The sequence below is a fragment of the Streptomyces sp. NPDC004031 genome, assembly GCF_053604375.1.
Map to the genome: position 1 here is coordinate 186075 of NZ_JBSGHL010000001.1, position 13065 is coordinate 199139.

At 75.1% G+C, this 13065-nt stretch carries 9 protein-coding genes; 6 read left to right on the top strand and 3 right to left on the bottom strand.

The genetic code is table 11. The features are described 5' to 3' along the window. Positions 1-202: 202 nt before the first annotated feature. From ACWERV_RS00810 to ACWERV_RS00825, 4 genes are all read left to right on the top strand, one after another. The gene (locus tag ACWERV_RS00810) at positions 203-991 is read left to right on the top strand and encodes a hypothetical protein (RefSeq protein WP_452926988.1); all 789 of its coding nucleotides are present in this window, start codon (positions 203-205) and stop codon (positions 989-991) included. Between the two features lie 19 nt (positions 992-1010). Next, entirely contained in the window at positions 1011-3056 is a 2046-nt protein-coding gene (locus ACWERV_RS00815; protein WP_452926991.1) for a flotillin family protein, read from the top strand. Between the two features lie 15 nt (positions 3057-3071). After that, positions 3072-8240 (top strand): DNA repair ATPase, encoded by a 5169-nt coding sequence (locus ACWERV_RS00820; RefSeq protein ID WP_452926993.1) that lies wholly within the window; start codon positions 3072-3074, stop codon positions 8238-8240. Between the two features lie 472 nt (positions 8241-8712). Continuing rightward, entirely contained in the window at positions 8713-9576 is an 864-nt protein-coding gene (locus ACWERV_RS00825) for a hypothetical protein (protein ID WP_452926996.1), read from the top strand. A gap of 86 nt (positions 9577-9662) precedes the next feature. On the opposite strand, the gene ACWERV_RS00830 is transcribed toward ACWERV_RS00825, so the two are convergent. Further along, positions 9663-10256 (bottom strand): phosphatase PAP2 family protein, encoded by a 594-nt coding sequence (locus tag ACWERV_RS00830; RefSeq protein ID WP_398176508.1) that lies wholly within the window; start codon positions 10254-10256, stop codon positions 9663-9665. Beyond that, a complete protein-coding gene (locus tag ACWERV_RS00835) occupies positions 10253-10993 on the bottom strand; it encodes a DedA family protein (protein WP_452926999.1) in 741 nt (246 codons plus the stop codon). The genes ACWERV_RS00830 and ACWERV_RS00835 overlap by 4 nt, the downstream gene beginning before the upstream one ends. Before the next feature lie 114 nt (positions 10994-11107). On the opposite strand from ACWERV_RS00835, the gene ACWERV_RS00840 reads away from it, so the two are divergent. Then, on the top strand, positions 11108-11557 hold the full coding sequence (locus tag ACWERV_RS00840; RefSeq protein WP_398176512.1) for a BlaI/MecI/CopY family transcriptional regulator: 450 nt from the start codon (positions 11108-11110) through the stop codon (positions 11555-11557). A gap of 37 nt (positions 11558-11594) precedes the next feature. Next, positions 11595-12515: a M56 family metallopeptidase gene (locus ACWERV_RS00845; protein WP_452927003.1), complete on the top strand. Its 921-nt coding sequence runs from the start codon at positions 11595-11597 to the stop codon at positions 12513-12515. 101 nt (positions 12516-12616) lie between these two features. Here ACWERV_RS00845 and ACWERV_RS00850 read toward each other — a convergent pair whose 3' ends face one another. Beyond that, on the bottom strand, positions 12617-12988 hold the full coding sequence (locus ACWERV_RS00850; RefSeq protein ID WP_452927006.1) for a hypothetical protein: 372 nt from the start codon (positions 12986-12988) through the stop codon (positions 12617-12619). Positions 12989-13065 lie beyond the last annotated feature (77 nt).

The following is a 13065-nucleotide window of genomic DNA, read 5'->3' on the forward strand; positions in this document are numbered from 1 at the left end:
CCGGGCCTTCAGGGCCTTCCGGCACACCAGGCCGCCGTCCGCGTCGTCACGCGGACGGCGGCCTTTCGCGTTCGGTTCCCACACGTTCCGGACGTGATCGCCCGGTGAAGTCTGCCGGGAAGCGGAAATGCCCGCGCCGTCCCCGTCCTGCCACGATCTCCGCGGGGATCGGAAGCACCGCACGGGGGAGGCGGAGGGGGACATGGGAGAGTTCACCGACGTCGTCCTGGGGTTTCCGACCGTGGTGTTCACGGGCGCTCTGGTGGCCGTGGTGGCGTTCTGGGGGCTGGTCGTGGTCGGCGGTGCCGACGCGCACGGGCCCTGGCACCACCACGGCACGGCCGGTGGACACGGGGGAACCGGGGGGTACGGGGAGCACGGGGCCTTGGGGGAGGCCCATGGGGGTATCGGGGGGCACGGAGGTCATGGCGTCGGGGGGCGCCATGACCTCACCGACCACGCATCCGAGCACACATCCGGCCACGGCGGAGGCGCCGGGCTGCTGGCCGCCGCCGGGCTGGGCGGTGTGCCCGTCACCGTCGTGCTGTCGCTGCTCGTCGCCGTCGCGTGGTTCCTGAGCCTGGCCGGGTCCGCGGCCGTCCGCTCCGCCGACGTCCCGACCGCGCCCGTCCGCGCGCTGCTGTACGCAGCCGTGGTCGGCGCCGCGCTGGTCGGCTCGTGGTGTGCGACCTGGCTGCTGGTACGGCCGCTGCGCCGCCTCTTCCCCGACGTACGGCCGCCGTCCCGCGCCGACTTCACCGGCCGGGTGTGCGTCATCCGCACCGGCCGCGTCACCGCGCACTTCGGGCAGGCCGAGGTCGCCGCGCCCGACGGCTCGACCGCCGTCGTCCAGGTGCGCCAGCACGGCGACGACACCTTCACCGCCGGCAGCACCGCGCTGCTCTACGACTACGACCCCGAGGGCGAGTTCTTCTGGGTCGCACCTTTCGACGTGCCGGGTGGCGCGTCATCCGACCCGTTGACCGTCTGAGGGAACCGAAGGATCCACCATGGATGCCACTGCCATCGGGATCGGCGTGCTCGTCGCCGTTCTCGCGCTCATCGCCGTCGGCGTGCTCTTCACCATCAGCAAGCTCTTCCGGAAGGTCGAGCAGGGGCGCGCGCTGATCATCTCCCGGACCCGGCAGGTGGACGTCACCTTCACCGGCGCCGTGGTCCTCCCGGTGCTGCACAACGCCGAGTTGATGGACATCTCCGTCAAGACCATCGAGATCCAGCGCACCGGCCGCGAGGGGCTGATCTGCCAGGACAACATCCGCGCGGACATCCACCTCACCTTCTTCGTCCGGGTCAACAAGACGAAGGAGGACGTCATCAAGGTCGCGCAGGCGATCGGCACCGAACGCGCCAGCCACCAGCAGACGTTGCAGGCACTCTTCAGCGCGAAGTTCTCCGAGGCGCTCAAGACCGTCGGCAAGCAGCTGGACTTCGTCGACCTCTACACCCACCGCGAGCACTTCCGCGACCAGATCATCCAGGTCATCGGTACCGACCTCAACGGCTACCACCTGGAGGACTGCGCGATCGACTACCTGGAGCAGACGCCCGTCACCCAGCTCGACCCCGCCAACATCCTGGACGCACAGGGCATCCGCAAGATCACCGAGCTGACCGCGATCGAGCACGTCCGCACCAACGAGTACGAGCGCACCGAGCAGAAGGAGATCACCCGGCAGAACGTCGACGCCCGGGAGACCATCCTGGAGCTGGAGCGGCGGCAGGCCGAGGCGGAGATCCGGCAGCGCCGCGAGGTCGAGACGCTGCGCGCGAAGGAGGAGGCCGCCACCGCGAAGGTCGCGGAGGAGGAACGGCTGGGCGCCCAGGGCGCGTTCCTGCGCACCGAGGAGCAGCTCGGGGTGCAGCGGGAGAACCAGGCGCGGGAGATCGCGGTCGCGCAGAAGAACCGCGAGCGGGTCATCGCCGTCGAGAACGAGCGCATCGAGAAGGACCGCGTCCTGGAGGTCATCGCGCGCGAGCGGGAGACCGAACTCGCCCGTATCTCCAAGGAGAAGGAGGTCGAGGGCGAGCGCCGGGAGGTCGCCGACGTGGTGCGCGAGCGGATCGCCGTCGAGCGGACCGTCGCCGAGCAGGAGGAGTCCATCAAGGGGCTGCGGCTGGTCCAGGAGGCCGAGCGGGAGCGGCAGGCGCTCGTCATCACCGCGGAGGCGCAGGCGCAGGAGCAGCTCGTCAAGGACATCAAGGCGGCCGAGGCCGCCGAGCAGGCCGCCCAGCACAAGGCCCGCGAGGCGCTCACCATGGCCGAGGCGCGCAAGGCCGCGTCCGAGCTGGACGCCTCCGCGAAGATCCGGCTCGCCGAGGGCGTGCGCGCCGAGGCGGCCGCGGCCGGGCTCGCCGAGGTCGAGGTGCAGGAGCGCAGCGCGGCCGCGATCAGCAAGGTCGGCGCCGCGGAGGCGCAGGGTGTCGCCGCCCGGCTCAAGGCCGAGGCGGAGGGCGCCCGCGCGAAGGCCCTCGCGGAGGCCGAGGGCGTCACCGCGCAGGCCGCCGCCGAGGCCGCGCTCATCGGCGGCCGCCTCAAGGCGGAGGCCGCGGGCCTGACCGAGAAGGCCGCGGCGATGGCCGCACTGGACGACGCCTCGCGCGGCCACGAGGAGTACCGGCTGCGGCTGGCCGCCGAGAAGGACGTCCGCCTCGCGGGCCTGGAGACGCAGCGGCAGATCGCCGAGGCGCAGGCCACCGTGCTGGCGACCGGCCTGGAGAAGGCCGACATCCAGATCGTCGGCGGCGACAGCGTCTTCTTCGACCGCCTGCTGGGCGCGGTCTCCGCGGGACGCAGCGTGGACAGCTTCGTCGCCAACTCCGAGACGGTACGCACCCTGGGCGCGGGCTGGCTCGACGAGTCCGGCAGCTTCACCGACGACGCGACCAAGGTCCTGACCGCCCTGGCGGCGGGCAACGGCACGAACACGGGCAACGGCAACGCGGCCACCGTGCTGGCCCACCTCCTCGCCCAACTCCAGGAGCCCAAGCTCCCGCTGACCAAGGGCGCGGCCAACGGAACCGCGGCGACGAAGTAAGGCGGACGGCGGACGATGAGCGGGCAAGAGCGGGGCGCCCTGGCGGACGACGGCACGGGCGCCCGTGCGGACGGCGGTACGGGGGCCCGTGCGGGCGGCGGTACGGGTGCGGGTGCGGCCGGGGGCGGTACGGGTGCGGGCGCCGGGGTGTCCGGCGGTGCCGCCGCCACCGGTGGGACGTCCGGCGCCGGTGGCGCCGCCTCCCGCCGTACGGGCGCCGCGCAGGCGCCCGGCTCCGGCAGTGCGCGTACGGCGGGGGCGCCCGCCTCCGGCGGGGCCGGTGGGGACGGGCTGGACGCGGACGCGTACGAGGTGCTGCGCGAGCGGCTGGGCGGCGCCGCGCGGGAACTGGCCGCGCGGGCCGGGGCGCTGAACGGCGCGCGGCAGGCGGTGTTCGGCGGCGGCGAGGTGCGGCTCGCGGGCAGCGAGCGGGTCGCGACCGCGCAGCCCGCGCTCCCCGCGGACATCGCCCCCGTCGCCGGGCGGCTGCTCTTCGCGGCGAACCCCGCGCAGGTCACCGACGTCGGTGACGTCCTGCGGCTGCGCGACGGCGACGCGCCCGTCCCCGGCCTGCTCGACGACCCGCAGTTCGTCCGGGACTTCCGCGAGCTCTACCGCTACTACCGGCAGACCCGGCTGCTGCGGCTGCGCGCCGCCGAGGGGCGGCTGCTCGCCGTCTTCCGCACGGGCCCCTCCGCGACCGACGTCAAGGCGCTCGCCTGGCGCACCGACGAGCGCGCGGGCACCTGCACGTACGAGGGCACCACACGCGACACGCCCACCGACGACGGCGGCCACACCGTCGTCTGGACGCCCGCCGGGCGCGAGACGCACGTGCCCGGCCGGCACCCGCACCTCGCGATCGGCGGGGTCACCGTCGACCCCACCGGCGGCACCCTCACCATCGGCGTCGGCGACACGGCGTACGAGGAGCCCGTCGAGGACGCCCTCCAGTCGCTCGCCGACGCCGAGATCCACTACGCCGCCGCCGAGCCGCTGTTGCTGCTGCGCGTGCGCCCCTACCACGAGGACACCGCACGGCACTTCGCCGTCAACACCCGCACCGAGCAGGTCGATCGCATCGACGCGCTCGGCCAGGCGTGCCTGCGGCTTCCCGAGGAGCAGGGCGTCGTCTTCCCCGGCGGCTACGCCCTCGCGACCGGCGGCACCCGCACGTTCGACCTCGAAACGGCGGGCGAGCAACTGGAGTTCGAGCGGCTCGTGCGCGCCGCGAACGGCGAGGACGTGCTCTACGTCTTCCACGCCGAGGGCCGCCGGCTGCTGCTCCCGTACAACCTCATCCGCAAGGAGGTCGCCGCCCCGCTCACCGCGCGCGGCTGGGCCCTCCACGACGACGGCACCCTCCTGACGCTGCGCCCCGCCGACGGCGACGAGCCCGCGCGCGTCCACACCCTCCAGCGCTGGACCACGCCCTTCGTCAGCGACATGTACGCGGCGTCCCGCCCCGCCGCCGACGGCCCGCTGGCCCGCATCGGCAACCCCGACCTCGTCCGTGCGGTCTCCGACGCCCTGTCGGTGGCCCGCGCCGCCCTGGAGACCGCACCGGGCGCGGCCGTCTACGAGGCGCTGGCCGCCTCCTGCGACCGCGTCCTCGACCGCCACCACTGGCTCGCGGCGATCGACGTGGACACGGGCCTGGAGCAGGTGCCCGCGGGCGGGGTCTCCGCCCCCGCGCCGGGCGGCGGGACGGGCGCGGGACCCTCCGCGGGCTCCGGCGCCGCCCGCACCGCCGTCCGCGACCTCGCCGGGCCGCTGCTCGCCGTACGGGACACCGCGCGGGCCGTGCTCGCCGAGTACGCCCGGGTACGGGAGGCCACCGCGCGGGCCGCGGCGGCGGTCGAGGAGGCCGCCGCGCACGTCGCCGGACTCGTCCGCCGCGTGCGGGGCGAGACCGCGGACGCGACCGCCGCCGACTGGGTCGACAGGCTCGGCGAACTGCGCGCCGCGCAGGGCCGGTTGGTGACCCTGCGCGAGACGCGGTACGCCGACCTCGGCCGCCTCGACGAGCTGGCCGCGTCCCTGACCGCCCAACTCGCGGAAGCCGCGTCCCGCGCCGCCGACCGTTTCGCCGACGAGCACGCCTTCGACTCCTTCCGCGACCGGGCCGCCGATCTGGCCCTCCGCGCCGCCGAGTTGGAAACGGCCGCGGGCGGCGACGCGCTCGCCACCGAACTCGACGCGCTCGCCGCCGGATTGGCGACCGTCACGGAGACCGCGGGCGGTCTGGAGATCTCCGACGCGACCGTCCGCACCCGCATCCTCGCCTCCGCCGCGGACGTCCTCGGCGCGGTCAACCGCGCCCGCGCCGTCCTCGACACCCGCCGCCGCGACCTGCTCGGCGCGGAGAGCGCCGCGGAATTCGCCGCGGAGAACGCGCTGCTGGCCCAGAGCGTGAGCGGCGCGCTCGCCGCCGCCGACACCCCCGAGGCGTGCGACCTGCACCTCGGGCGGCTGCTCGTCCAGGTCGAAAGCCTCACGACCCGGTTCGCCGCCGAACCCGACCGCATCGCCGCGCTCGCCGAACGCCGGGACGAGATCCAGCAGACCCTCACCGCCCGCCGGCAGGCCCTCGCCGACGAACGGGCCCAGCGCGTGGCCCGGCTCGCCGCCTCCGCGGACCGCATCCTCGACACGATCCGCCGCCGCGCGGCCACGCTGGACTCGGCCGACGCGGTCAACACGCTGTTCGCGGCCGACCCGCTGGCCGCCGAACACCGCCGCATCGGCGAGGAGTTGCGGTCGCTGGGCGACCCGGCGAAGGCGGCGGAGCTGGCGGAGTCGTTCGCCGCCGCCCGCCAGGACACCGCCCGCACCCTGCGCGACCGCGCCGACCTCTACGAGGACGGCGGCGCCACCATCCGGCTCGGCCGCCACCGCTTCGCCGTCAACACCCAGCCCCTCGACCTCGCCCTCGTCCCGCACGCCGACGCCCTCGCCTTCACGGTCACCGGCACCGACTACCTCTCCCCGGTCACCGACCCCGCCTTCGCCGAGACCCGCCGCTTCTGGACCCGCCCCCTCGTCTCCGAGACCCCCGCCCTCTACCGCGCGGAATACCTGGCGGCGAGCCTCCTGCTGCGAGCCCTGCCGAACGCCTCCGGCGCGGCGGGAACGGCCACCGCCCCCACTGCCCCGGACGGCGGCGCTTTCGGCGGAGCGGCCGCCGGACCGCGAGGCGCGGGTGCGCCAGCCGGGACGACGGCCGGGGCCGTGCGGGCGGTCGGGGGCGGCCTCGGCGCCCTCGCGCCTGCGCCGGGAGCCGGGGCGGCGGCCGGTACGGGCGGTCCGGGCGGAGGGGACGCGCTCGCCGAGGCCGAGGCCGCTGTGCGGGACGCCGTTGCCGCGCGGGTGGACGAGGGGTATCAGCGCGGGGTGCACGATCACGACGCGGCGCTGCTGCTCGCGGCGCTCGGCGCGCTCGCGCGCGGGGCCGGGCTGCTGCGGTATCCGCCGGGGGTGCGGGCGGCCGCGCGGCTCTACTGGGGGTACGGGACCACCCCGGTGTCGCGGGCCGCGTGGACGACGCGGGCGCGTTCGCTCACCCGGGCGGCGGCCTTCGGGGCGGGCGTGTCCGGCGCGGACGGGGTGGCCGCGCTGTCCGCCCTCGGCGCCGAAGTCGCCTCCGCCGCCGGGGAGTTCCTCGGCGCCACCGGACTGGCGCTCCCCGACGCCGGCCTCCTCGGCGAATACCTCGTCGCCGAACTCGCCGCCGAGCAGCCCGGCTTCGTCGCCGGGCCCGGCGCGGACGAGGTCGCCCGGCGGTTCTCGGACGCGCTCGGCGGCACCGACGCCGTCCCGTACAAGGACGTCCTCGGCGACCTCGACGCGCTCGGCGGCGACCTCGCCGCCCGCTGGCAGCTCGCCCTCGGCTGGCTCGCCCCCTTCGCCGGGCCCTACGGCGACCACCTCGAAGCCGCGGCGGCGCTCCTGTGCCCCGGCGACAGCTACCCGGCGGGCGGCCCCGTCGAGACCACCGTCGAGGGCCTGCTCGGCTCCCACCCCCGCGTCCGGCAGGGCGCGTTGACGCTGCGCCTGGACGAACTCCTCACCCGCGTACGCCGCTTCGAGGCCGACGACGTCCCGGCGTACCGCACGTACCAGCGGCACCGGACCGCCGTCGTCGCCGCCGAACGCGAGCGGCTCGGACTCGCCGCGTACCGGCCGCGCCCGCTCACCGACTTCGTCCGCAACCGGCTCATCGACGAGGTCTACCTCCCCCTCGTCGGGGACAGCCTCGCCAAGCAGTTCGGCTCCGCGGGCGGCCTGCTCATGCTGCTGTCGCCGCCCGGCTACGGGAAGACCACCCTCGTCGAATACGTCGCCTCCCGCCTCGGGCTCGCGCTCGTCACCGTCTCCGGCCCCGCGCTCGGCACCGGCGTGACCTCCCTCGACCCCGAGCGCGCCCCCGACGCGACCGCCCGCCGCGAGGTCGACAAGCTCGTCCTCGCGCTCTCCCTCGGCACGAACGTGCTGCTGCACCTCGACGACATCCAGCACACCTCGCCCGAACTCCTCCAGAAGTTCATCCCGCTGTGCGACGCGACCCGGCGCATCGAAGGCCCCGGCGGCACGTACGAGCTGCGCGGCAAACGCTTCGCCGTCTGCATGTCCGGCAACCCCTACACCGAGTCCGGCACGCTCTTCCGGGTGCCCGACATGCTCGCGAACCGGGCGGACGTCTGGAACCTCGGGGACGTCCTCAGCGGGCGCGAGGAGGTCTTCGCGCTGAGCTACGTCGAGAACGCGCTCACCGCCAACCCCGTCCTCGCGCCCCTCGCCGGGCGCGACCGCGGCGACCTCGCGGTGCTGCTGCGGCTCGCCGCGAACGACCCGCTGGCGCGGGCCGACACGCTCGCGTACCCGTACCAGCCGGACGAACTCGCCGCCGTCACCGCCGTGTTGGGGCAGGCGCTGCACGTACGGGACGTGCTGCTCGCGGTCAACGCGGAGTACATCGGGGCGGTGGCCCGCGGGGCGGGCGGTGAGCCCTTCCAACTCCAGGGCTCCTACCGGGACATGAACCGGCTCACGGCCCGGCTGCATCCGTCCCTCACGGACGCGGACGTCGACGCGCTCGTCACCGACCACTACCGGGCCGAGGCCCACGCGCTCGCCTCCGGCGCGGGCCCCGCACTCCGCCGCCTTGCCGCTCTCCGCGGCTGACCCCCCCCGCCGGTTGCCCTTGCGGTGGAGCGTGCGGCTTCCCCGCCGCGGGGGGTTCGCCCCGGGGGTGCTTGTTGCGGTTCGCCGCGCGACCTCCTGCCGGTGGGGGGCTTGTCGCGCAGTTCCCCGCGCCCCTTACGCGGCGCCGCCGCTGGGTCGGGGGCCGCCACGGGGCACCTCCTCGGAATGCGCCTTCGCCCTCTTGCCGTGTTGGTGAGCCACCGACAGCGCATTCCTGCGGGGGCACCCCGCACCGTCCCCCTCCAGGACGGTGGGGCGGCTGCCTGCCAGTGGGGGTACGCGTTTTTAGGGGCGCGGGGAACTGCGCGACAAGCCACGGCGGCGGGACGATCGCGGACGCCACCGCAAGAGGCAACCCGAGGCGCGAAGCCCACCGTCGTGACGGGAAGCGTTCATACGGGGGGTGCCCGGCGTGAACCCCCTGCTCGCCGCCAGGCGACACCGTGCGGGCATGGCCACTTCCTCCCACGCCCGCCGCAGGCGCCTGCTCGTGACGTTGCTCGCCCTCAGCGGCGCAGCCGCCATCGTTCCCGCCGCCCCGGCAACCGCCGCGTCGAACGCGAAGCCGACCTACGAGGTCAAGATCGACCTCACCGCGTCCGCCCTGGACTCCTCCCACGCCCCGACCTCGGCGGTGAAGTCCGCGTTCGGGATCTCGGGTTCGTCCAAGGCCCGTTCCTACGAGTATTTCGACACCTCCGGGCTGGCCCTGAACGCCGAGGGCTGGGACGTACGGCTGCGTCACAAGTCCGGCAAGGACTTCGAGGAGTCGTACAAGAAGCGCTTCCCGGTGACGGGCGGCGACATCGACGCGGCGCTCGACACGGCGAACGCCGCCGGGTTCGACAGCAGCGACGACAACTACGACGCCGAGGTCGACTGGGGCTACTCCAAGCAGACGCTGAGCTTCAGCGACGAGAAGAGCCACAGCGGCAGCGGTTACTCGGGTACGTCGATGCCCGCCGCGAGCACGGGTCTGTCGTGGCTGGTGAACGAGGTCCCGGGCAAGCTGGAGGACTGGAAGTCGTCGAACTGGGGCAAGAACACGCTCCAGTCGTCGGTGGTGCACGGCCCGGTCACCTCGCAGGTGTGGGAGGGGGCCTGGGAGTCCTCGGACGACGCGAGCATCGAGGTGCTGCCGGTGCGGAACGCGGCGGGTACGGGCACGGAGTACGTCGTCGAGGTGTCCTTCAAGGTGGACGACTACGCGGACGCCGCCCAACTGCACGCCGACGCCGTCTCCGTGGCGGACGCGCACGGCTGGCTCTACCACGGCGACATCCTCAAGACGCAGACGATCCTGGACCGTTACTGAGAAGTGAGGCGGTCCCGTCCCAGGCCCCGCCGACACGGGTCCGGGACGGGACCGCCGTCCGTGAGCCCCCTGCGCGGGGGCGGCCGCTACGCGGGGGCGCCCACGAGGGCGCGCCACCGGGTGGATCGCAGCCGGGCGACGAGCGGGGCGGCGCGGCGTGAGGCGAGGGCGAGCGGCCAGGCGACGAGTGCGCCGAGGACGAGTGCGGCGAGCACGTCGTGCGGGTAGTGGACGCCGATCCACACCCGGGAGGCGGCCATGAGCAGCGCGACGGGCACGGCCACGATCCCGGCCCGCCGCCAGGCGAGCAGCAGGGCGACGGCGCAGGCCGCGGCGATGGCGGAGTGGTTGCTGGGGAAGGCGTAGTCGCCGATCCCGGGGCAGGTCTCGACGGTCGAGGTGACGTGCAGCGTCTGGCAGGGCCGCTGCTCGGCGACGAGCGACTTGACGCCGTCGTTGACGAGGAAGACGGCGACGACGACGAGCGGTACGCACAGGGCCGCGGCCATGCGCCGGTCGTCGGCGGCCCGTGCCCGCCACCACACGGTGAGCATGAGCGCGGCGAAGATGCCGAGCCCGTAGTCGCTGAAGAGGCGGACGAGGTCGTCGAGCGGGGCGGGGGTGCGGTGGGCGAGGCCGACGACCCAGCGGTAGAGCCCTGCGTCGAAGGTGGCGGTCATGCGTCCTCCCTGGACGGCGGGGCGGCGGGGGTCTCGGCGCGGGTGCCCGCGGCGGAGGTGGATGCGGCGCGGCGCCCGCGCAGCACCTCGCGGGCGAGCGGTGCGAGCGAGACGACGACGATCAGGGCGACGATCGGCAGCAGGTAGGTGTCGACGTGCGGTACGGACGAGCCGAGCGCGTAGCCGCCGAGGACGAGTCCGGCGCTCCACACCGCGCCGCCGACGACCTGCCACAGCGCGAACGTGCGGGCGGGCACGCCGAGCGCGCCCGCGAGCGGGTTGAGCACGGTGCGGACGACGGGGACGAAGCGGGCCAGGACGACGGCCTTGGCGTGGCCGTAGCGGTCGAGCAGTTCGGCGGCGCGGGCGGCGCCTTCGTGCAGCCGGGCGTTCTTCATTCTCGCGAGCAGCGCGGGGCCGCCGCGGCGGCCGAGGACGTATCCGGTCTGGGCGCCGAGCAGCGCGCCCGCGACGGACGCGAGGAGCACCTGCCACAGGGTGAGGTGCACGCTGCCGGAGGTGCTGGAGGCGCACAGCAGGCCCGCGGTGAAGAGCAGCGAGTCGCCGGGCAGGAAGAAGCCGACGAGCAGGCCGGTCTCGGCGAAGAGGACGACGGCGATGCCGAGGGCGCCGAACGAGGACAGCAGGGAGGTCGCGTCGAGGACGTTGACGGCGAGTGTGGCGCCGGCCTCGTGCGGCACCGGCAGGGGACCTGACGCGGTGATCGGCAGGAGCATGACGGGGGAGCCCTCCCATAATGGGTTCCGGGGCGCGGTGCCGCGCCCCAACCGTCTACAGTCGTGTAGTCGGTCTACAGAACTGTAGACGAACGAGCGGGAAGGAGCGATTCCATGCCGGAGGCGTATGGGGTCCGCGGGTCGCGGGACGATTCCCCCGACTCCCGGGCGGCCGCGGCCCGCCGCCCGTCGGGCGAACTGGAGGCGAGCGTGCTCGCCGCGCTGTGGGCGGCCGACGGCCGCCCGCTGACCCCCGCCGACGTACAGCGCGACCTCGGCGCCGACCTCGCCCGGACGACCGTCACGACGATCCTCGCCCGCCTCCACGAGAAGGGCGCCGTCAGCCGCACCCGCGCGGGCCGCGGCTACGCCTACCTGCCCGCCCAGGACCCGCCGGGCCTGGCCGCCCGGCGGATGCGCTCCGAGCTGGACAAGTCCGCGGAGGGCCAGCGCGGTACCGTCCTGGCCCGCTTCGTCTCCGAACTCGACCCGGCGGACGAACGCCTGCTGCGCGAGCTGCTGGCGCAGGCCACCCCGCCCGACACGCCGGACGGCACCGCATGACCCCGGGGCACGCCGGCGCAGCCGGAGGTGGGGTCCGGTGAACTACGCCGTCTGGCTGCCGCTCGTCCTGCCGCTGCTCGCCGCGCCCGCCGCCCGGCGGCTCGCCGAGGCGATGGCGCCGCGCGCCGCCGCCTGGCTGCTCGCCGGGTCGGCCGTCGCGCTCGCCGCGTGCAGCACCGCCGCCCTCGCGCTGCTCGCCGGGGCGGGGGCGCTGCGGCTGCCGCCGGTCGCGGCGCTCGGCCACCTCGTGCTGCCCGTCGTCGGGGGCGAGGTGACGGTGCCCGCCGCGTGCGTGGCCGCCGGGCTGCTCGGCGCGGTCGGCGCCGCGCTGACCCGCACCTACCGGCAGCGCGTACGGACCACCCTGCGCGCCCGGCGCGCCGCCGACGCCGCCGGGCCCGCGGGCGGCGACCTCACCGTCCTCGACGACGACGGGCCCGACGCGTACGCGCTGCCCGGCCGCCCCGGGCGGATCGTCGTCACGACCGGCATGCTGCGCGCGCTCGACCCCGCCGAACGCGAGGTGCTGCTCGCCCACGAGCGGGCCCACCTCACCGGGCGCCACCACCACTTCCTGACCGCCCTCGCGTTCGCCGCCGCCTGCCACCCGGCGCTGCGGACGCTGCGCGCGCCGCTGTCGTACGCCCTCGAACGCTGGGCCGACGAGTCCGCGGCCGCCGCCGTGGGCGACCGCCGGGTCGCCGCCCGCGCCATCGGCCGCGCCGCCCTCGCCGCCCGCCCCACCGCGGCCCGCCCCCGTACCGCCCTCCCGGTGGCCGCGGGCCCCGTCCCCCGCCGCGTCGCCGCCCTCCTGTCCCACCCCCGTGCCCCCCGCGCCCCCAAGACCGTCGCGACCGCCCTCGCCGCCTGCCTCGCCCTGTCCGCGGCCTGCGCCCTGGAGGCCGCCCACGACCTCCACGGCACGATCGAGGTCGCCCAGGGGGAGCACGCGGACTGAGCCGCCCGCGCGCGAAATGCACAGAGCACCGGAACGGCGGATTCCTTTCGGATTCCGCCGTTCCGGCTTTCACGGGAAATCGTGCCCGGCCTCCGGGGGGTTTAGAAGACGTCGTCCCAGCACGTCTCGTAGGAATACCCGCGCTGGCCGCTGTTGAAATAGATGACGAGCCATCCGTTGGCGTTGCTGTGGCCGCAGGCGGTGTAGCGGTCGCCCGTCGTGTAGGTGAGGCAGTTGAACTGGTCACCCACCTGCGCGGTCGTGATGGTGCCCGCCGTCAGCGTGGGCGACGACTTGATCGGGAGGTTCGCCGCGGTCGACACGACGCGCCCGGTCAGGCAGCCGTCCGTGTAGGCCGGCGACACCGACGACGCCGTCGGCGTGGCGGCCTCCGCCGTCGAGGCCGTGAAGGCTCCGGTGGCGGCGAGGAGCAGGCTGCCTGCGGCCAGGGCGCTGAATCGCTTCGTTCGCATTTTTCCCTCTCTTTTCGGGCGCCTCCCTGATGGGTGCGCCGTCAATCCCGGGACACAGGAAATTCACCCGTGGAATG

What these genes read in the sequence shown, in the direction of transcription:
- ACWERV_RS00850 (WP_452927006.1), bottom strand. Translation starts at nt 12,988, where the DNA reads ATGCGAACGAAGCGATTCAGCGCCCTGGCCGCAGGCAGCCTGCTCCTC.
- ACWERV_RS00835 (WP_452926999.1), bottom strand. Translation starts at nt 10,993, where the DNA reads ATGCTCCTGCCGATCACCGCGTCAGGTCCCCTGCCGGTGCCGCACGAG.
- ACWERV_RS00820 (WP_452926993.1), top strand. Translation starts at nt 3,072, where the DNA reads ATGAGCGGGCAAGAGCGGGGCGCCCTGGCGGACGACGGCACGGGCGCC.
- ACWERV_RS00825 (WP_452926996.1), top strand. Translation starts at nt 8,713, where the DNA reads ATGGCCACTTCCTCCCACGCCCGCCGCAGGCGCCTGCTCGTGACGTTG.
- ACWERV_RS00810 (WP_452926988.1), top strand. Translation starts at nt 203, where the DNA reads ATGGGAGAGTTCACCGACGTCGTCCTGGGGTTTCCGACCGTGGTGTTC.
- ACWERV_RS00830 (WP_398176508.1), bottom strand. Translation starts at nt 10,256, where the DNA reads ATGACCGCCACCTTCGACGCAGGGCTCTACCGCTGGGTCGTCGGCCTC.
- ACWERV_RS00815 (WP_452926991.1), top strand. Translation starts at nt 1,011, where the DNA reads ATGGATGCCACTGCCATCGGGATCGGCGTGCTCGTCGCCGTTCTCGCG.
- ACWERV_RS00840 (WP_398176512.1), top strand. Translation starts at nt 11,108, where the DNA reads ATGCCGGAGGCGTATGGGGTCCGCGGGTCGCGGGACGATTCCCCCGAC.